This is a genomic window from Phenylobacterium sp. (genome assembly GCF_965229015.1).
Classification (GTDB): Bacteria; Pseudomonadota; Alphaproteobacteria; order Caulobacterales; family Caulobacteraceae; genus Phenylobacterium.
On record NZ_CBDDIM010000001.1, the window covers coordinates 2,360,003 to 2,379,006 of the forward strand.

General features: G+C 71.1%; 19 protein-coding genes. 10 read left to right on the top strand and 9 right to left on the bottom strand.

The window, feature by feature from the left end; translation table 11 throughout:
- The first annotated feature begins 23 nt into the window (after nt 1-23).
- From ACO06I_RS11880 to ACO06I_RS11890, 3 genes are read left to right on the top strand one after another with little or no spacing between them, the layout of a single operon-like run.
- Nucleotides 24-632 carry a TetR/AcrR family transcriptional regulator gene (locus ACO06I_RS11880; protein ID WP_421932777.1) on the top strand — a complete coding sequence of 203 codons (609 nt, stop codon included), beginning with the start codon at nt 24-26 and terminating at the stop codon, nt 630-632.
- Nucleotides 629-1,105: a hypothetical protein gene (locus ACO06I_RS11885; protein WP_421932778.1), complete on the top strand. Its 477-nt coding sequence runs from the start codon at nt 629-631 to the stop codon at nt 1,103-1,105. Before ACO06I_RS11880 ends, ACO06I_RS11885 begins: the two co-directional genes overlap by 4 nt.
- A gap of 7 nt (nt 1,106-1,112) precedes the next feature.
- Nucleotides 1,113-2,642 (top strand): FAD-dependent monooxygenase, encoded by a 1,530-nt coding sequence (locus tag ACO06I_RS11890; protein ID WP_421932779.1) that lies wholly within the window; start codon nt 1,113-1,115, stop codon nt 2,640-2,642.
- Here the strand turns inward: ACO06I_RS11890 and ACO06I_RS11895 are convergent.
- Nucleotides 2,639-4,027 carry a carotenoid oxygenase family protein gene (locus ACO06I_RS11895; protein WP_421932780.1) on the bottom strand — a complete coding sequence of 463 codons (1,389 nt, stop codon included), beginning with the start codon at nt 4,025-4,027 and terminating at the stop codon, nt 2,639-2,641. The two genes, ACO06I_RS11890 and ACO06I_RS11895, sit on opposite strands and share 4 nt — an antisense overlap.
- A gap of 25 nt (nt 4,028-4,052) precedes the next feature.
- Nucleotides 4,053-5,102 (bottom strand): DUF2855 family protein, encoded by a 1,050-nt coding sequence (locus ACO06I_RS11900; protein ID WP_421932781.1) that lies wholly within the window; start codon nt 5,100-5,102, stop codon nt 4,053-4,055.
- Nucleotides 5,103-5,185: 83 nt separating this feature from the next.
- Here ACO06I_RS11900 and ACO06I_RS11905 point away from each other — a divergent pair, with 83 nt between their 5' ends.
- From ACO06I_RS11905 to ACO06I_RS11915, 3 genes are all read left to right on the top strand, one after another.
- Complete coding sequence (locus ACO06I_RS11905) at nt 5,186-5,785, top strand: TetR/AcrR family transcriptional regulator (protein ID WP_421932782.1); 600 nt, start codon at nt 5,186-5,188, stop codon at nt 5,783-5,785.
- A gap of 65 nt (nt 5,786-5,850) precedes the next feature.
- The gene (locus tag ACO06I_RS11910; protein ID WP_421932783.1) at nt 5,851-6,999 is read left to right on the top strand and encodes an epoxide hydrolase family protein; all 1,149 of its coding nucleotides are present in this window, start codon (nt 5,851-5,853) and stop codon (nt 6,997-6,999) included.
- A gap of 46 nt (nt 7,000-7,045) precedes the next feature.
- Complete coding sequence (locus ACO06I_RS11915; protein WP_421932784.1) at nt 7,046-8,053, top strand: threonine aldolase family protein; 1,008 nt, start codon at nt 7,046-7,048, stop codon at nt 8,051-8,053.
- Here the strand turns inward: ACO06I_RS11915 and ACO06I_RS11920 are convergent.
- The 5 genes from ACO06I_RS11920 to ACO06I_RS11940 form a co-directional block, all read right to left on the bottom strand.
- On the bottom strand, nt 8,043-9,746 hold the full coding sequence (locus tag ACO06I_RS11920; RefSeq protein WP_421932785.1) for an alpha/beta fold hydrolase: 1,704 nt from the start codon (nt 9,744-9,746) through the stop codon (nt 8,043-8,045). The genes ACO06I_RS11915 and ACO06I_RS11920 overlap by 11 nt on opposite strands.
- 72 nt (nt 9,747-9,818) lie before the next feature.
- On the bottom strand, nt 9,819-10,814 hold the full coding sequence (locus ACO06I_RS11925; protein WP_421932786.1) for an NAD(P)H-dependent flavin oxidoreductase: 996 nt from the start codon (nt 10,812-10,814) through the stop codon (nt 9,819-9,821).
- 50 nt (nt 10,815-10,864) lie between these two features.
- A complete protein-coding gene (locus ACO06I_RS11930; RefSeq protein ID WP_421932787.1) occupies nt 10,865-11,779 on the bottom strand; it encodes a hypothetical protein in 915 nt (304 codons plus the stop codon).
- 15 nt (nt 11,780-11,794) lie between these two features.
- The gene (locus tag ACO06I_RS11935) at nt 11,795-12,178 is read right to left on the bottom strand and encodes a lysozyme inhibitor LprI family protein (protein ID WP_421932788.1); all 384 of its coding nucleotides are present in this window, start codon (nt 12,176-12,178) and stop codon (nt 11,795-11,797) included.
- Nucleotides 12,175-13,137 carry an acetyl-CoA carboxylase carboxyltransferase subunit alpha gene (locus ACO06I_RS11940; RefSeq protein ID WP_421932789.1) on the bottom strand — a complete coding sequence of 321 codons (963 nt, stop codon included), beginning with the start codon at nt 13,135-13,137 and terminating at the stop codon, nt 12,175-12,177. The genes ACO06I_RS11935 and ACO06I_RS11940 overlap by 4 nt, the downstream gene beginning before the upstream one ends.
- Before the next feature lie 135 nt (nt 13,138-13,272).
- Here ACO06I_RS11940 and ACO06I_RS11945 point away from each other — a divergent pair, with 135 nt between their 5' ends.
- From ACO06I_RS11945 to ACO06I_RS11960, 4 genes are all read left to right on the top strand, one after another.
- Complete coding sequence (locus tag ACO06I_RS11945; RefSeq protein ID WP_421932790.1) at nt 13,273-13,830, top strand: SRPBCC family protein; 558 nt, start codon at nt 13,273-13,275, stop codon at nt 13,828-13,830.
- Nucleotides 13,827-14,762 (top strand): methyltransferase, encoded by a 936-nt coding sequence (locus ACO06I_RS11950; protein WP_421932791.1) that lies wholly within the window; start codon nt 13,827-13,829, stop codon nt 14,760-14,762. Before ACO06I_RS11945 ends, ACO06I_RS11950 begins: the two co-directional genes overlap by 4 nt.
- 64 nt (nt 14,763-14,826) lie before the next feature.
- Nucleotides 14,827-15,807 (top strand): hypothetical protein, encoded by a 981-nt coding sequence (locus ACO06I_RS11955; RefSeq protein ID WP_421932792.1) that lies wholly within the window; start codon nt 14,827-14,829, stop codon nt 15,805-15,807.
- Nucleotides 15,808-15,939: 132 nt separating this feature from the next.
- Nucleotides 15,940-16,680: a glycine zipper 2TM domain-containing protein gene (locus ACO06I_RS11960; RefSeq protein ID WP_421932793.1), complete on the top strand. Its 741-nt coding sequence runs from the start codon at nt 15,940-15,942 to the stop codon at nt 16,678-16,680.
- Nucleotides 16,681-16,741: 61 nt separating this feature from the next.
- On the opposite strand, the gene ACO06I_RS11965 is transcribed toward ACO06I_RS11960, so the two are convergent.
- Nucleotides 16,742-17,656 (bottom strand): site-specific tyrosine recombinase XerD, encoded by a 915-nt coding sequence (locus ACO06I_RS11965; RefSeq protein WP_421932794.1) that lies wholly within the window; start codon nt 17,654-17,656, stop codon nt 16,742-16,744.
- The gene (locus ACO06I_RS11970; RefSeq protein WP_421932795.1) at nt 17,653-18,963 is read right to left on the bottom strand and encodes a hypothetical protein; all 1,311 of its coding nucleotides are present in this window, start codon (nt 18,961-18,963) and stop codon (nt 17,653-17,655) included. Before ACO06I_RS11970 ends, ACO06I_RS11965 begins: the two co-directional genes overlap by 4 nt.
- Nucleotides 18,964-19,004: the final 41 nt, after the last annotated feature.

Sequence of the window (19,004 nt, forward strand, 5' to 3'; positions counted from 1 at the left end):
AAGACCCACGCGCGAACCCCGCCATGACCAGCGCCAGACGCTATCGAAGCCCCTTGCGGGAGGCCCAGGCCGCCCAGACCCGGGACCGCATCCTGGAGGCCGCCCGCGCCTTCCTGGAGGCCAACCCGATCGACGGCCTGACCCTGCGCCGCGCCGCCGAGCTGGCCCAGGTGTCGCCGCCCACGGTCTACGCCCACTTCCCCACCCTCGACGACCTGATGGCGGCCTTCTTTCAGTGGCTGTCGCCGCGCATCGGCATGGACGAGCCCCTGCCGCCCCTGGCCGAGCTGCCGGGAATGCCGGCGCGACTGTTCGCGCTCTACGAGGCCAATGGCGCGCTGCTGCGCAAGCTGATGGACAGCCCGAGCTGGGACCGCCGGCGGCTGGCGGGGCGCGACCGGCGCATCGGCGCCTGGATCGAGGCCATCGGTGCGGAGCTGCCGCACCTGGCGGCCGACGAACGGCGGCGCGGCGGACTGGCCGTGGCCAGTTGCTGGTCGCCGACCCACTGGCGCTGGCTGACCGACACCGGCGGCCTGACCCAGGTCGACGCGGTCGCCTCGGCGAGCTGGACGATACGCACCCTCATCCAGGCCCTGAAGCAGGGCCTCCCCCCGGAGGACAGACCATGATCCATCACGTCTCCATCCCCGCCCGCGACCCGACCCGTGTGGCCGAGGTCCTGGCCGAACTGATCGGCGGCCGCGCCTTTCCCTTCTCCGGCCCCCTGCCCGGCGCCCGGATGGCGGTGAGCGGCGACCCGCACGGGACCATGATCGAGGTCTATCCCGACCTAGTGGTGATGGCCCCCGGCGAGGGCGAGCAGCAGGTGATCTACACCCCGGCCGACGAGGCCTGCGGCCTGGCGCCCTTCCACCTGCTGATCTCCACCCCGCGCAGCCGCGCGGCGGTGGAGGCCATCGGCGAGCGGGAGGGCTGGCGCACCCGCTTCTTCGCCCGCGCCGCGCCGGGCAGGCCCCCCGCCTTCCACGTCATCGAGTTCTGGGTGGAGAACCGCATCCTGCTGGAGGTGGTCACCGAGGAGATGGCCCAGGAATACGCCGCCTATATGCAGCCCGAGCGGTTCGCCGCGCTTCCCGCCTGAGCCCGCCATGACCGACGTCCTGGTGGTGGGGGCCGGACCGACCGGCCTGGCGCTCGCCGTCACCCTGCGGCAGTTCGCGGCGCGGGTGCGGATCATCGACCGCGCCGCCCAGGCCACGACGGTCTCCAAGGCCCTGGCGGTCTGGAGCGCCAGCCTGGAGGCCCTGCAGGGGATGGGCGCGGCCGAGGCCTTCGCCTCCGAGGGCGTGCGGCTGCGCGCCCTGTCCCTGGGCCACGGCGACTATGAGCTGGCCCGCCTGGCGGTGGGGGTCGGGATCGACAGCCCCTTCGGCTACCCCCTGCTGGTCCCCCAGTCTCGGACCGAGGCCCTGCTGACCGAGCGGCTCTCATCCCTCGGGGTGGAGGTGGAGCGCGGCCTGGAACTGACCGGCCTGGAGCAGGAGATGAACGGCGTTGTCGCCACCCTGCGACGCTCCGACGGGTCCACAGAGGCCGCCCAGGCGCTCTATCTGGGCGGCTGCGACGGGGCCGGCAGCTTCGTGCGCCACGCCCTGGAGATCCCCTTCGAGGGGTTCACCGAGCCGGAGACCTACCTGCTGGGGGACGTCAGGATCGCCGGCGGGGACCTGGACCGGCGCAGTATCTACATCCGCTGGCGCAACGACAACTCCATCGCCCTCTTCCCCTTCGGCGAGGACGTCTGGCGCATCGTGACGGCCCGGCAGGCGACCGATCTCGCCCAGACGCCCCCCAGCCTCGAGGAACTCCAGGCCCTGACCGACCGCCACGGGCCGCGCGGCCTGAAGCTGAGCGACGCCACCTGGCTCTCGGCCTTCAGGATCAACGAACGGCTGGCGGCGCGCTACCGCAAGGGGCGCTGCTTCCTGGCGGGCGACGCGGCCCACATCCACGGCCCGGCCGGTGGCCAGGGCATGAACACCGGCCTGCAGGACGCGGTGAACCTGGGCTGGAAGCTGGCCCACGCGGTGCACGGCCACGGCGACCGCGACCTGCTGCTGCAAAGCTATGAGGCCGAGCGGCGGCCGGTGGCCAAGGCGGTGGTGGCCGCCGCCGCCCAGAAGCTGCGGCTGGGCATGGCGCCCTCGAAGCTGGGCCTCGCGCGCGACGCCGCCGTCGCGGTGATCGGCCGGCTGCCGGTGGTGCAGCGGCGCCTGCAGGCGGAACTATCGGAAACCGAGATCGTCTACCGCGGGGGCGGCCTCGTCACCCTGGGGGCGCCGCCGCGGCGCGACGGGCGTGGCGAGGCCGGTGGCCGGGCCCTGGACGCCGAGCTGGGGGACGGGACGACCCTGTGGCCCAGGATCTCCCGCCCCTGCCACAGCCTGCTGCTGTTCGGCGTCCCCGCGGCCAGGGTCGCGAGCCTCACCAAGCCGGCGGGCGAGCGGCTGCAGGTCATGGCCCTGGATCTCCGACAGGGAACCGCGGCCCGCCGCTATCGCGTGCGGGGGCCGGGCTGGGTGCTGATCCGCCCCGACCAGGTGGTGGCCGCCCGAGGGACCCTGAAGGACCTGGAGCGGCTTGAGACCTACCTGGCCAGGATATTGGCGAGGACCTAGTCGGCCACCCAATTGCCGTGGAAGCCGAAGGGCACGCGGCGGGGCATGTGGGCCATGCCGATGGGGCCCTTGGCCACGTCCTGGGCGTCGAAGACCACGAAGTCGCTGCGGTCCTCGGCGGCCCGGTAGACCACCGCCGTGAGCCAGCCGTCGCCCTCGGGCGCGGCGGCCGAGCGCGGCGTGAAGACCGGCTCGGAGGTCAGGTCGCCGCCGGTGAAGGCGTGGACCTGCCGCTTGCCGGTGGCCAGGTCGATGTGGGCGATGGCGTTGAGCTTGACCGACTTCGAATTGGTGGTGTCGCCGGCATAGAAGCCGTGGCGATAGGCGCTACCCGCCAGGCGCTCGTCGAAGCGCGGGAACTCGCAGTCGAGGTCGTCGATGGCCTCCTCCTTGATGGCGTCGCTGGCGCCCGACAGGTCGAAGGTCCAGCGATAGAGCCGCGCGGCGGTGCGCAGGCCGGGCGAGCCGTCGGCCATGGGGAACAGGGGGGCGGCGTCGTAGCGGGCCACCTCGGCGACGATCTTGCCGTCGACTTCGTAGGCGTTCATCGGGTGGAAGACGTAGCAGGCGGCCACGTTGAACCAGCGGATCGTGGAGACGTCGGCGTCGCGGCGCATGACCCCCACATAGCCGCCCTTCTCCGGCTCCCAGGCATAGGGCGGCAGGCCTTTCATGGCCCGCTCCAGGCTGCCGGTCAGGGGCAGGACCGGGAACAGCACGTAGTTCTCGGTGACCAGGAAGTCGTGGATCATGGCCGAATAGGGCGCCTGGAAGTCCGAGCGGCGGGTCACCACGCCCTTGGCGTCGGTGACGCCGTAGCTCATGCCGGCCGACAGCGGCGCCTCACCGACGCCGTAGCCGAACCAGACCATCTCGCCGGTCTTGGGGTCGATCTTCGGGTGGGCCGTGACCCGGCCCTTGTACTGCTGCGCATACCCCTTGGGGGCCATGGTCGCCGGCGCGACCTCGAAGGGCATGTGGCCCTCCTCCAGGGCCAGCAGATGGCCGGCATGCCAGAGGATGTTGGTGTTGGCCACGCCGCCGTCCTTGCCGGCGGCCAGCGGGTCGCTGAGCATCGGGTTGAAGCCCCCGAACAGCGACCGGCCATGCTCGTGCTCCAGCTCCCACTTCGGCGTGCGGACATAGCGGTTGCGGTAGCTGACCTTGCCGTCCGCAACCCGGAAGGCGTGCAGCATGCCGTCGCCGGTGAACCAGTGATAGTTGGGGTCCCGCGGCTCGAACTGCGGGTTCGGGCCGGTGCGGTAGAGCGTGCCGCGCAGGCCCGCCGGAATCTCGCCGGTGACGGCCAGATCGAAGTCATCCTCCGACCGCACGGGGGCGAAGTTGCCCGACAGATAGGGGTTGATGCGAACCTCGCCGTCCATGGCGTGTCTCCCTCTGATGACCGGTTCAGCCCGGCGTTATGATGTGTCCGTCCTGCGGCCGCACGCGGCCTTCCAGGACCTGGTGATAGGCGTCGGTCAGACCCTGCTGACCCTGGTGCTGCACGAGGGTGAGCCAGGGGTTGGCGGCGACGAAGCCGCGCAGGCCCTTGTCGAACCGCGCCTCCACCTCGCCTGGTCCCCAGTCGGCCATGCGCTTGCGGATCTGGTCGGGCGCGAAGAACAGGGTGGGCGTTGGCCCGGCGATGGCGGCCTCCTCACGTCCGGCCTCCCAGTGGGTGGCGCCGACGATGAGGCTGCGGGTCAGGGCCTCGCCGAGGGCCGCGTGGACCGCCGCGGTGGTGGTCCGGTCGCCGGCGAAGTCCACGAAGGCGGCCGGGCCCGCGGTCTTCAGGGACCCCACCTGGTCGTAGGTCAGGACCCTGTCGTAGAGGCCCAGGCCGGCGATGGCCGGGGCGTTGGCGGGGGAGGAGAGACCGATCACCTCCAGGCCGCGGGCCTTGGCGAACCAGGCCAGGCCCATGGCGGTCTTGCTCGAGGCGCTGGAGAGCACGAGGGACTTGAGGTTCGCGTCCTCCCCCAGGAAGTCGTCCAGCAGGAACGAGGTCATCAGCAGGGGCCGCAGCAGGGCGCGGTGGTCGTCCAGGGGATCGGCGGGGGCCTCGGCATAGGCGTTATAGGTCGGCGGCAGATCGGCGCGATGCGGCGCGCGGTCGACGAAGCCGGTGCGCCCCTTGGCGAGTTGCATGGTGAAGGCGCTCGACATGGGCAGGTAGCCGAACAGGCGCAGGCCGACCGGGGCCTCGGGGACCCTGGACTCGACGATGGTGGCGAAGCCCCAGACCGGGATGCGGCCCTGGCCCCCGGGGGCCGGGAAGAACTTCCAGTAGCCGAAGGAGTCCCCCATCAGGCCGTAGGTGACGTTGTTGGCGGTGAAGGAGAAGCGCTCGACCCGAAGGCGGACCTCGCCGTCGGCCAAGGGCGGCGCCTGAGCCGGGACGATCTGCGCCTTGCGCAGGTCCTTGCGGTCCACCAGCAGGTCCCAGTCGCCCATCATCCGCCCTTGTCTTTTCTTACGTTGTAAATTTATTGCGTAAGAGGTAACGCCTTGCAAGCGAATTGTTTGGTAGAGTTTCCGGTATGCCCCGCGTCCTGTCCGAGACCGATGTCGCCGATTTCCGCGAGCGCCTGTGCGAGGCGGCCGAGAAGCTGTTCGCCGAGCGCGGGCCCGACGCGGTGACCATGCGCCAACTGGCCGCCGAGCTCGGGGTCAGCCCCATGACCCCCTACCGCTACTTCGCCGACAAGGAGGACATCCTGGCGGCGGTGCGCACCAACGGCTTCAACCGCTTCGCCGAGGCCCTGGAGACCGCCTACGCCAGGACCGAGGGGGCGCGGGCCAAGGGGGCGGCGGTGGGCGAGGCCTATCTGAACTTCGCCTTCGAGCATCCCCAGACCTACAAGCTGATGTTCGACCTCGATCAGCCGCACGTCGAGAAATATCCCGAACTGGTGGCGGCGGGACATCGGGCCCACGAGACCCAGACCCAGTACGTCAAGACCCTGGTGGCCGACGGCGTGCTGCAGGGCGACCCCGAGGAGATCGGCAAGATGTTCTGGGCCGCGGCCCACGGGGCCGTGGGCCTGGAGCTGGCCGGCAAGCTGCCGCCAGGCGCGGCCCGCGAGTTGCACCGCCAGCTGAACCACGCCCTGGCCCGGGGCCTGCGCCCAGGCAACTAGCTCCGCGCTTGACCGCCCCTGCGTCATTGGCCGAGCTTGCCGCCAAATTCCAAAGGGAGGCGCGCGTGCCCGAGATCCAACCGTTTGAAGTCCGCTGGACCGAGGCCGACGTCCAGGCCGTGCTGGACCAGGTGCGCGCCTATCCCTGGCCGGCGATCCCGCAGGTTCCGGACGGCTGGGCCTATGGCTGCGACGCGGGCTACCTGAAGGGGCTCTGCGAACACTGGACCGAACGCTACGACTGGCGCTCGGCGGTGGCCGACCTCAACCGGTTCCCGCAGTTCACCGCCAAGGTCGAGGACTACGACCTGCACTTCCTGCACGTGGTGGGCGAGGCGGGCGGCAAGCGGCCCCTGCTGGTGACCCACGGCTGGCCCGGCTCGCACTACGAGTTCTGGGGCGCCATCGAGAAGCTGGCCTTCCCCTCCCGCTTCGGGGGCGACGCCAAGGACGCCTTCGATCTGGTGATCCCCTCCCTGCCCGGCTTCGGTTTCTCCTCCAAGCCCACCCGCCCCATCGGCCAGCGGACCACGGCGCGGCTGTTCAACACGCTGATGACGGAGGTCCTGGGCTATCCCAGCTACATCGCCCAGGGCGGCGACTGGGGCGCCATGGTGACCTCCTGGCTCGGCCACGACCATGGGACCCAGGTCCGCGCCATCCACCTGAACATGATGGCCTTCCGCCCCTTCGGCGGCCCCCAGACCCCCGACGAGATCGCCTGGCTCACCCGCCAGGGCGCCATGATGGACGTGATGGGCGCCTATTTCCGCCTGCAGGCCTCCAAGCCCCAGTCGCTGGCCTGGATGGGGGCGGGCAATCCGGTGGGTCAGGCCGCCTGGATCGCCGAGCGTTTCCACGATTGGTCGGACCTGCGCGAGAAGTCCCTGGACGCGGCCCACCCCAAGGACCGGATGCTCACCAACATCATGATCTATGTGATGACCGGCAGCTTCGCGACCGGCGCCTGGTACTATCGCGGCCTGCTGGAGGAAGGCGGGATCGCCTTCCAGGAGGGCGAGCGCTGCGAGACTCCCACCGCCTTCGCCAACTTCCCCGGCGAGCCGCTCTACACCGCCCCGCCGCGCTCCTGGGCCGACCGGGCCTACAACATCGCCCGCTGGACCGAGATGCCCCGGGGCGGGCACTTCGCGGCCATGGAGGAGCCGGACCTCTTCGTCGCCGACGTGCGGGAATGGGGCCGCGGCGTCTAGGCGCAAAAGCGGTTTCCAAGACGGCGGGATCGGTTCTATTCGGCGGATGGCCAGATACGACTTCGCATCCGACAACACCGCCCCCGCCACCCCCGAGGCGATGGACGCCCTGGTGGCCGCCAATACCGGCGCGACCTCCGGCTACGGCTCCGATCCCATCACCCGGCGGGGGGCCGACGCGGTGCGCGCCCTGCTGGACGCCGACGCCACCGTGCGGTTCGTGGCCTCGGGCACAGCGGCCAACGCCATCTCGCTGGCCACCCTGTGCCAGCCCTTCGAAGGGGTGCTCTGCCACGAGCATTCCCACATCGCCACCGACGAGACCGGGGCGCCGGGCTTCTTCGGCCACGGCCTGGGGATGATCGGCCTGCGCGGCGCCTCGGGGCGGATCGATCCCGCCAGCCTGACCGCGCCGCTTGCCGCCCCCGACCAGCCCCACTGGCAGGCGCCCGCCGCGCTCTCGGTCACCAACGCCACCGAATACGGCACGGTCTATTCGGTCGAGGCGCTGAAGGCCCTGATCGAGCCGGTGAAGGCCAAGGGCTACCGGGTCCACTTCGACGGCGCGCGCCTGGCCAACGCCGCCGCCGCCGGCTTCGACCTGAAAGCCATCAAGGACCTCGGCGTCGACATCCTGGTGGTGGGCGGGACCAAGGCCGGAATGACGCCGTCGGAGGCGGTGGTGATCTTCGACCCCGCCCTGGCCCGCCGGCTCGACGCGCGGCTGAAGCAGTCGGGGCAGCTTCCCTCCAAGGGTCGGTTCTACGCCGCCCCCTTCATCGGCATGCTGGCCGACGGCGCCTTCGTCCGCCACGCCGCCCACGCCAACGCCATGGCCCGGCGCCTGGCGGGCCTAATGCCCTTCCCGCTCGCCCATCCGGTGGAGGCCAACGCGGTCTTCGTCACCATGGACGAGGCGACCCTGAAGCGGCTGCACAAGGCCGGCTGGTTCGTCTACCGGTTCATCGACGGCTCGGTGCGCTTCATGTGCTCCTGGGCCACCACCCCCGAGGTGGTGGACGAGCTGGGTGAGGTCCTCGCCTCTATTCGCTAGCCAGCCAGGCCAGCACCTCGGGCCAGTGCTTGTGCGGCAGGAAATGGCCCACGCCCGGGAAGGTCCGCACCGTTTGCTGGCGGTCGTTGAGCCAGGCGGCGACGTCGGCGGCGCTGGACATCGGGTCCTCCTCGCCGTGCCAGACGGTGATGGGGGCGGCCAGGCCCGACAGGTCGAGGGTCGGGCTGCGGGCCGAGCACTTGATCTCGTCGGCGATGCCCCGGCTGGTCACGGCGAGAGACTCCGAGATGTAGTCGATGATGAACTCCAGCACGCCCGGATGGCTGCGCAGATAGGCCGCGTCGCCAGGGGCCGAGGCCGCGGCGCGGACGAACTTCTCCAGCTGCCGACGGGTGAGCTGCAGGCGCATGACCGCGAAGATCATGTCGGCCAGCCAGGCGTTGCGCAGGATTCGACGCCGGAACAGCACCACCGCGTGACCCTTGTCCTTCTCGGTCTCCAGGGTCTGGCCCGAGGGCCGGGCCGAGGCCAGCAACACGCGGCTCGCCAGGGGGCCGAGGTCGCGCGCGGCCATCAGGGCGAAGGGGGCGCCGGACATGAAGGCGGCCACCTGGACCTGGGACAGGCCCTGGTCGCGGCAGAGGTCGGCCAAGTCGCGGCCGACTCCTTCATAGCTGAAGTCGGGTCGCGCGTCGGAGCGGCCCGCGCCCGGACGTTCGGGACAGATCAGGCGCAGGCCGAGGTCGCGGGCCAGGATGTCGGTGCCGCGGGGCAAGACGCTGCAACCCAGGCCCTGGTGGACCATCAGCACGGGCCGGCCCTTGGGATCGCCATAGGCCCGCCAGGCCAGGCGGCGGCCGTCGCGCAGGGTGAGGAGGCGGATGGGCGGCGCGGTCTCCACCGCCCCGCGCTCGGTGGCGGCGATGGGCGGGCCAAGCAGGCCGCGGCCGGAACTCTCCTGGAACGAAGTGGCCAGGGATCCGAGCTGGGTCAGGGTTCGGATCAGCTCGCTCTGCCGCGACAGGCCCACCTTCTCGAATATGGCGCGCAGTTGGTTGCGGACGGTGTTGAAGCTGACGTTCAGCTCGCCCGCGGCCTCCTTCAGGGTCAGGCCGTCCTTCAGCCGGGCGGCCAGCCGCGTCTCGGCCGGGGTCAGGCCGAAGCTTTCGCGCAGGTTGGCCCACAGGCGGTCGGTGGCCTCCACCGCCGGGAAGACCACCGCGCAGGCGCCCTCCCCCGCGGTCGCGCCGCCGCCGAGGCCGGCGGCCAGGGCCGGGGGCAGGCCGTCGGCGGGGACCACATAGGCGAAGTGGGGCGCCTCGTCATTGGCCTGGGCGAACTTGACGATGACCTGGCGGCCCTGGGTTCCGCGCAGGCGATGGCGAGCCTGGTCGAGGGCCTCGTGGTTGGCGGGGTTGAAGAACCGGAGCCCCTGGGCCTCGATGACTCCCAGGCGCTGGTGGAAGACCGCCTCGCCGGCGGCGTTCCAGGCGCTGGCTCCGCCGGCGGCGTTGATCAGCACCACTCCCACCGAGGCGGGCTCGGCCCGGTCGGCGGCGAGGACCGCCAGTCGGGCGGCGCCCTGGGCCTCGGGCGGCGCCTCGCTGGCGTCGACGTCCAGGGCCTGGACGATCTGCTCCCACCGATCAGGTTCGGCGGCGATGGCGTACATCGTCTCGATCACCGTCGAGACGTTGGCCTTGGCCTTGGGGGTCAGACTGGGGGACGGCACGGGCGGGCTGTGTCTCGAGGGCTCCGGGGAACCTTCAGCTTACACAACCTGCGCCGATAACGACCGACGATATCAGGCGCCGGCCATCTGCTTCTTGGTGACGAAGTTGGCCAGGCGCCCGGTGATCAGGGCCTCGGCCTCGGCCACGATGCGGTGGATCAGCTCCTGGCAGGAGGGGATGTCGTGGATCAGGCCCTGGATCTGGCCGGCCGACCAGATGCCGGCGTCGTTGTCGCCCACCTCGTAGACGTTGCGGCCACGGCTGCCGGCCACCAGCTCGCGGACGTCCTCGAACTTGGCGCCCTGCTTCTCCAGCGCCACCACCTGCTGGCTGACGGCGTTGCGGGCCACCCGGCTGGTGTTGTGCATGGTGCGGAAGATCAGGTCGGTGGAGCGCTCGTCATTGGCGACGATCTGCTCCTTGATGGCCTGGTGGATGGGGCTTTCCTTGGTCGCCATGAAGCGGGTGCCCATGTTGATGCCCTCGGCGCCCAGGGCCAGGGCCGCCACCAGACCGCGGGCGTCGCCGAAGCCCCCCGAGGCGATCATCGGGATCTTGATCTTGTCGGCGGCGGCCGGGATCAGGATCAGGCCGGGCACGTCGTCCTCGCCCGGGTGGCCGGCGCATTCGAAGCCGTCGATGGAGATGGCGTCCACGCCCATCCGCTCGGCCGAAAGACCATGGCGCACCGAGGTGCACTTATGGACCACGATGATGCCGTGCTTCTTGAGTTCGTCGACGTGTTCCTGCGGCTTGTTGCCGGCGGTCTCGACGATCTTGACGCCTGAATCGATGATCGCCTGGCGATACTCGGCGTAGGGCGGCGGGTTGATGGCCGGCAGGATGGTCAGGTTCACGCCGAAGGGCTTGTCGGTCAGGGTCCGGCAGCGGGCGATCTCCTCGCGCAGCTTGTCCGGCGTGGGCTGGGTCAGGGCGGTGATGAAGCCCAGGCCGCCGGCGTTGGCCACCGCGGCCACCAGCTCGGCGCGGCCGACCCACTGCATGCCGCCCTGAACGATCGGATGTTCGATTCCGACGAGCTCGGTGAAACGGGTCTTCAGGGCCATGACGTCCTCCCAAACGGTTGTTTGAGACAGTTGAAGCCCGCGACGTGGGGTCAAGCAAGCCGTTTGCGCGCGTGGACGATCTCGCGCCCGTGGGCGGTGAAGCCGAGGGTGGCGTAGAGGGCGCGGGGCGCGGGATATCCATCGTCACCGCGCGGTCCAACCACAGCAAGGCGCGCCCCTGCGGCCTTCAACGCGTGAAGCGCCGCCAGGCAGACGGCCTGAGCCAGGCCCAGGCGGCGGAAGTCGGCGTCGGTCCCGACCGGCTCGAAGAGGCCGACGCCGTTGACCTCGTCGAACCAGACGCAGGCGTTGGCCGCAAGCCGACCGTCTGGCGCCTCGACCACCCAGTCCAGGCCGGGACGATACGGCCAGGCGGCCATCACCTGGCGGTAGCTCTCCGCCGTCACCCTGGAGCGCCCGGGAGGGTCGGCTTCCCGTCCGGCGATGCGGCTCCAGGCGTTGCGATGGGCCAGGGCCCGGCGCTCGGGGTCGCGCAGGTCGGCCATGGACAGGGCGCGGTAGCCGCGCGGCAGAACCACGGGCTTGAGGTTCTCCAGGTCCCGCGAGGTGCGAAGACCGAACGGATGATCGTCGCCGACCACACGGTAGCCGCGGCCCGCGAGACGGGCCAGCAGTTCGGCCTGAGCGTCCAGGACCATGGTGGTGAGGTCAGGCTCGGTCGCCGCCGTCTCGAACCAGCTGAAGACCTCCTCGAACAGATCGAGCCGCGCCGGGTCGATCTGGAAATAGAGGTGACTTCCATCGTGGATCCAGCCCCAGGCGAGGACGGTCTCGCCCTCAAACCACAGCCTGGTTTTCCACTCCGGTTCACGGCCGACATGTTCGAACCGCTCCCAGGCCAGGTTGCCGATGTGAAACGGAGTGGTCGGCGACCAGATGCGTTGGGTCAGGCTCTGCATGGCGCGCAGATCCTGGAAGCCGGAATAGTCGCGGAACGGGGTCATGATCACCCCACGCGGTCAGCGGTCGGGATAGCTCGCCAACTCGTCGGCGCGCTCGGAGGTGCGGTCGAGGACGCACATGTTGGCGGTCACCCGGGACAGGGTGCCCCAATCATCATCCCAGAGCGATTGGCAGTCGGCCTCCTTGAAGGCGATCCAGGCGCGCTGGGCGGCGCGGAGCTTGACCTTCTGCGCCGGTGTCAGGGTCTTCATCGCCTTGGCGTAGTTCTGGTTCAGCCGCGCGTCCTGCGCCGTCACGGCGTCGCCGATGCACTGGATCTGGCCCAGGGTGCTGGCGCCGGCCGGCGAGGCCAGGCAGCGGTCGAGGGCTGTCTTCGGCGCCGCCTGCGCGGCTGCCGGGACCATGGCCGCCAGGGCCACGGCGATCAGCAGGGCCCTCATTGCAGGCCCGTCCGGCCGATGGCGTAGAAGCGGTCGGCCCGCTGCTTCTTGAGCTCGGGCGCGGTCATCTTGATCAGGCCCGCCAGCTCCTCCTCCACCGCGTCGCCCACCGAGGTGATGGTGGCCTCCGGATCGGAATGGGCCCCGCCCGGGGGCTCGGGGATGACGCGGTCGACGATCCTCATGCCGATCAGGTCCTGGGCGGTGATCTTCAGGGCCTTGGCGGCCTCCTCGGCCGTGCGGGCGCCGCGCCACAGGATGGAGTTGGCCCCCTCCGGCGGGATCACGGTGTAGATGGCGTGCTCCAGCATCAGCACCCGGTTGCCGCAGGCGATGCCCAGCGCCCCGCCGGAACCGCCCTCGCCGGTGACCACGGCCACCATGGGCACGCCGAGCATCAGGGACTTCTCGGTGGCGCGCGCGATGGCCTCGGCCACGCCACGTTCCTCCGAGCCGACGCCGGGATAGGCCGCGGCGGTGTCGACGAAGCTGATCACCGGCAGGTGGAAGCGCTCGGCCAGCTCCATCAGGCGGATGGCCTTGCGGTAGCCCTCAGGGCGACCGTAGCCGAAATTGTGCTTCACCCGGGTGACGGTGTCGCGGCCCTTCTCATTGCCCATGACCACCACCGGCTGGCCCCGGAAGCGGCCCAGGCCGCCCATGATCGCCTGGTCGTCGGCGAACTTGCGGTCGCCGCGCAGCTCCACGAACTCCTCGATCAGGCCGGCGGCGTAGTCGACGAAGTGGGGGCGGTCGGGGTGGCGGGCCACCAGGGTCTTCTGCCAGGCGTCCAGCTTGGAATAGGCCTCGCGGCGCATCTTCTGCGCGCGGCTGCGCAGGGCCTCGATCTCGGTCTCCAGGGCGCCGGAACCGGTGGTCTCCGACAGCTTGGAGAGCTCCTCGATCTTGGCTTCGAGGTCGGCGATGGGGCGCTCGAATTCGAGATAGTGGCCGACCATGCGCGGAATCTTCCTTCCGTTTGCGGAAGCGCTGGAAACTAGGCGGGAACCTTCAGCCTAACAAGTAGGTGGCGCGGCGCCAGTTCCCTGTGGCCTCGAACGGGAACGAAATCGGCTCTGAAGACCTCAGCCAGGATGAAATTCGCCCTTCCCCTGCTGCTGGCCGCCGGCCTGGCGTCCCCCGCCCTGGCCGCCTCCGGCTTCAACGCCCCGCCCACCGTCTCGGCCCAGGCCGAGGGCGGCTCGGCCGGGGTGATCCGCGCGGCCATGGACGTGGCCGCCCCGCCCGCCGTGGTCTGGAAGGTGCTGAGCGACTGCGCCAACGCGCCGCGCTACATGCCCAAGCTGCTCTCCTGCAGGACCCTGGAGCGCGACCCCGCGGGCCGGTGGGACGTGCGCGAGCACCGTCTGCAGGGGAACGCCTTCAAGCCGGTGATGCGCAATGTCTTCCGTACGACCCTTGAGCCGCCCCACCGCCTGGCCTTCCACCGCACGGGCGGGGACTGGAAGCGCTCGGACGGGGAGTGGCGGCTGCGCCCGATCCCCGGAGGAACCCACGTGACCTATGAGCTGCACGTGGCGGTGGACGCCCCCGTCCCGGCCGGCATGGTGCGCGGCGCCGTGGCCAAGGGCATGCCCGCCTCCATGCTGGCCCTGCGCAAGGAAGCGCTCGCCCAGGCGCACGCCTCGTGACGGCGGAGGACGAGGCCCTGGTGGCCCTGCTTCACGCCCTGAAGGTCCGCGACTACCGGTTCGTCACCCCCACCCCTGATACCCATCGCAAGGTGCTTTGGCGGCTGTTCCAGGGCGGACGCCACAGCCTTCGCGACATCTTCGGCTGGAATCGGCCGTTCCGTTCCGGCGACATCGACAGCGAAATCCTCGACCTGATGCGGGCCGGCGGCGTGCTGGCCGAGCGCGGCCCGCGGCTCTCCAGCAGGGTGCGGGTCGCCAGCCTCGGGGAGGACCTGTTCCTGCACTCGGCCTTCCCGCCCCGGGCCAAGGACGCGGTGTTCTTCGGCCCCGACAGCTACCGGTTCGCCGACTTCCTGCGCGCCGAGCTGGGCCCGGCCCAGCGCATCGTCGACATCGGCGCGGGCGCCGGGGTCGGTGGAATCGCCGCGGCGCGGGTCTGTCCCCAGGCCGCGATCGTGCTGGCCGACATCAATCCCCAGGCCCTGCGCCTGGCGCGGATCAACGCCGCGGCCGCCGTGGTCAGCGCCGAGATCGTCGAGAGCGACGGCCTGACCAAGGTGATCGGGCCCTTCGATACGGCGATCGCCAATCCGCCCTATCTGCTGGGCTCGGGCGGCCGGACCTATCGCGACGGCGGCGACCTGCTGGGGGCGCGGCTGTCCCTGGACTGGGCGCGGGCGGCGCTCGCCCGCCTGCCGGCCGGCGGCCGGCTGCTGCTCTACACCGGCAGCGCCATCGTGGAGGGGCGTGACCGGCTGAAGGCCGAGCTGGAAGCCGTGGCGACCGACCTGGGAGCGAGCCTGCGCTATCGCGAGATCGATCCCGACGTGTTCGGCGGCATGCTGCTGCACCCGGCCTATCGCCGCGTCGACCGCATCGCCGCGGTGGGGGCGGTGATGGAGAACGCGGGGAACGCCTCGCCAGCTTGAGCGTATTGGCCTGGCGGGTTCACTATGGGGTCGTGCCCGGTCTCTGAGACATTGCGAGGCTCCCATGAGCGAACTGCAGACGCCCTCGCCCCTGATGCCGGGGGCGTCCGGGCTCTCGCCCAAGGGCGGCTGGTTCAGCGACTTCCAGTTCCATCGCGGCGGCCTGACGGTCCACAAGACCGGGACGAAGATCGCCCTGGACGCCACCCTGATCGGGGAATGCCTCAACTGGTTCGGATACCACCTGATCGTCCGCGCCCGGTCCTGGTGGCTGATGGCGACGCGGGCGCCGGGGCCGGCCATCTGGTTCGTCCCCGACAAGCCGCGACCCTGGTACCTTATCTGGGCGGCCATGGCCTGGAGCGGCTGTCGCATGGCCAGGTCACCGGAGACCGCCGACGCCAGCTTCTGCTTCGAGGACGCCACCTGGGGCCTGAGGGCCACGCCCACCCACACGCGGGCCTTCAACTTCGGCTGCCTGGACGTCTCCAAGAGCCACGTCGCGGCGGTGTTCGAGGAGGTGTTCGGCTATCCCCTGGCCATCGATCCGGAGACCTTCGTCGGCCCGGCGGTGGAGAAGGGCGAACTGAACGGCGTGCATGACGGCCGGGTGATCACCTGCCCCCACCCCCGGGCGCCGGGCAAGACCTACCAGAAGCTCGTCGACACCGCGGTCGGCCCCTACATCCACGACCTGCGCACCCCCTGCGTGGGGGGCAAACCCGCCGTGGTCTGGATCAAGCGAAAGCCGGCGGAGAACCGCTTCTCGATCCACAACCTGGCGGTCACCCGCGCGGCCCCGGAGGACATCTACAGTCGGCAGGAGCTTGATCTGATCGCGCGGTTCGCCGCGCGCATGGGACTCGACTGGGGCGGGCTGGACATCCTGCGCGATGAGCCCAGCGGCAAGATCTACATCGTCGACGTCAACAAGACCGACGTCGGGCCGGTCATCGCCTTGAGCTTGGCCGACAAACTGACCTCGACCCGAGCCCTGTCTCTCGCCCTGGTAGAGTTGCTCAAGGGCTCCGCCCGCAAGGCTTAGCGTAATCGAACAGTGTTCGTGCAACCGCGACCAAGACTCCACGTTTGGTATGCCGAGGTCGCAAGGACCCCATTGTTCACGAGACCGCCGGGACGGGAGCGGTCCGTCGTTTGTTCGAGGAGAACGCACACCATGAAGACGCTTAAGACCGCTTTGGTGGCGACGGCGATGCTGGCCACGGCCGCCCCCGCCTTCGCCCAGTACCAGCCCACCCAGCAGTACCAGCGCGACATGCGCTCCTACCAGCAGGACCAGGCCGACTACCAGGTCACCCGCGCCGAGTACGACCGCGCCCGGGCCGAATACGACGCCAGGCGGGATCGCTATGAGCGCGACCGCGCCCGCTATGACGCCCGCTACGGCTATGGCGCCTATGCGCGCTATTACGGTCCGGCCCCGACCTGGGATTCCGCGCGCTGGGACGCCAACGGCTACGGCCGCGACACCTCCTATTCGGGCTCGGCCTATGCCGACCCCTGCCGGTCGTCCAACAACCGTAACGGCCAGGTGGCCGGCGGCCTGATCGGCGCCCTGGCCGGCGCGGCCATCGGCTCCAACGTCGCGGCCCGCAACGCGCGGACCGAGGGCGCGGTGCTGGGCGCCGTGGTCGGCGGCCTCGCCGGCTCGCAGATCGGCAAGCAGTCGGCCAAGGCCAAGTGCGACCAGGCCGGCTACTACTACAACTACGCCGAGACCGTGCCCTATCGCGAAAGCCGCTACGACCGCGGCCAGCGCACGGGCCAGTACGACTACAGCTACTACAACCGCAGCCGCTGCCGCCTGGCCCCCGCGCCGGTGGACGAATACGGCCGCGACATGCGCTACGTCCGCGTGTGCCCCGACAGCCAGGGCCGCTATCGGATCACCGGCTGACCCCCAGCCTGATCCAGAGCCCTGAGGGAAGCCGTCCGCTCACGCGGGCGGCTTTTCCCGTTCAGGACTTCCTCGAAAGCGGATGCTTGCTGGCCACCACCTGGGCCAGGCGCTCGCCGGCCACGTGGGTGTAGATCTGGGTGGTGGCGATGTCGGCGTGGCCCAGCAGCTTCTGCACCACCCGCAGGTCCGCGCCGCCTTCCAGCAGATGGGTGGCGAAGGCGTGGCGCAGGACGTGGGGGCTGACCCGGGCCGCGTCGATCCCGGCGTCGGCGGCCGCCTCGTCCAGCAGTTGCGCGAAGCGACGCGGCGTCATGCGCCCGGCCTTGCCCCGCGAGGGGAACAGCCAGGGATTGGCCAGGTCGCCCTTGGGCAGGAAGACCTTGCGGACCTCCAGATAGGCCTTCACGGCCGTGCGAGCGGCGTCATTGAGGGGAGCGAGCCGATCCTTGCCGCCCTTGCCGGTGACCATGAGGTAGGCCGGATCCCGCGCCAGGGCCGCCAGCGGCAGGGCGGTGAGCTCGGAGATCCGCAGGCCCGAGGCGTAGATCAGCTCCACCACGCAGCCGATCCGCAGGCCCTGGGCGCCGTCCTTGGCGCTGGCGGCGGCGATGATGCGGTCCACCTCGTCGCGGCTCAGGATCTTGGGCAGGGGGCGGCCGCGCTTGGGGGCGTCCACCCGGCGCGACGGGTCGTCGTCGCGCCAGCCCTCCCCCAGGACGAAGCGGTAGAACTGGCGAACCGCCGCGCGGCGGCGCGAGGCCGTGGCGGGCGACAGGCCGCGCGCGCCGAGCGCCGCGAAATAGGCCTCGATGTCCTCGGCCGAGGCGTCGCCCAGGTCACGGCCACGCCCGGCCAGGAAGCCGCTCGCGTCGGTCAGGTCCTTGCCATAGGCGGTGATAGTGTTCTTGGCCGCCGCCCGCTCCACGGCCATCATTTCCAGGAAGGCCTCGGCCCAGCCCGACGCGGCGCTCATCGGACGGCCAGCAGGCCTTCGACGGCGAAGGCCCGCGCATCCGTCTCCAGGCCCGCCGCCTTGAGCCCGCGGACGATGCGGGCCCGGTCGCCGGCGGCCGGCCCCGCCGCCCCGGCGTCGGCGGAAATCCACAGGGCCAGCAGGGCCGCCTCCCCCGGCAGCTTCTCGGCGCCGGCCTGGTCGAGGGCGAAGGCGCGGGCGGCCGGCGCCTTGGCTTCGGCGGCGGTGAAGCTGGCGAACTGGCCCCTGGCCTGGGGGCTCATGGGTGCGCCGAGGGCGGCCAGCAGCAGGGCGGCCTGCTGGGCCCGGGCGCGTGTCTTGGGATCGGCCACCGCGCCGCGTTCGATCAGGCGGTCCAGAGTCTGGGGATCGGTCTTGCCCGAGGCCGCCGAGATCATGGCGTCCAGCAGGGCCAGGTCGGTGATGGTGGCGCCGGGGAGGGTGTCGCCGGTGAGGCCGGCGCGCATCGTCTGGGCGGTGGCCAGGTCACCGGCGGCGAGCGCCGCCATGGCGGCCTTCACCGGGCCGGGGCCGCCCTCGATGGGCCAGGTCGCGGGACCGGCGCCCCCGCCGGCCAGGGCCGCAGCGACGGCGGGGGCGGCCGGGCCGTTCACCGGCAGGCCGAGGTTGCGGGTCAGGGCGTAGTCCAGGCCGTTGCGCAGGGAGGGCGCGCCGGGATCGCCGCCGCCGGCCAGCTTGGCGCCCATCAGGCGGCCGTAGACCGGGTCGCGGGCCTGGCTCTGGGCCAGGTCGAAGGTGAGCTGGGCGGCGCCGGAATTGCCCGCCTTGAGCTGGCAATAGGCGCGCAGGCGCAGCCAATAGGCCTCCTCGCGCCCGGCGACGAGCTTGTCGGAGATGGCGCAGGCGCCGTCGTCGTCGCCAGACAGCAGGGCCGCCTCCGCCCCGGCCTGGGCGAGGACCGGGTTCTGATCCAGGCCCGCGGTGCGCGACAGGATGGCCGCGGCGTCCTTGACCCCGCCCTGGGCGATCAGGGCGCCGACCCGGGCGCCGGCCACGCCGGCGTCGCGTCCGGCGTCGTCCGGACCGGCCGCGCCGGTGGCCAGGACGCGCCGCGCCAGGGCCTGGGCGGCCGGCGACAGGGGCTTCGCGGCCAGCAGGGGCAGGACCGTCCGCATCGTCTGGCCCGAGGCGCCGCGCCAGAGTTCCGGCGGAAGACCGGTGTCGCGGGCCCCAGTGGAGAAGAAGTCGGGGGCCGCCAGGGGCGCGACCTCCACGGCCTGCGCGGAGGCCTGGGAGGCCAGGACAAGGGCGGTCAGGACCGCCAAGGAAATGCTTCGACCGATCATGGTCTCATCCTAACGCACAGCGCGGGCATTGGCGCGCGGGC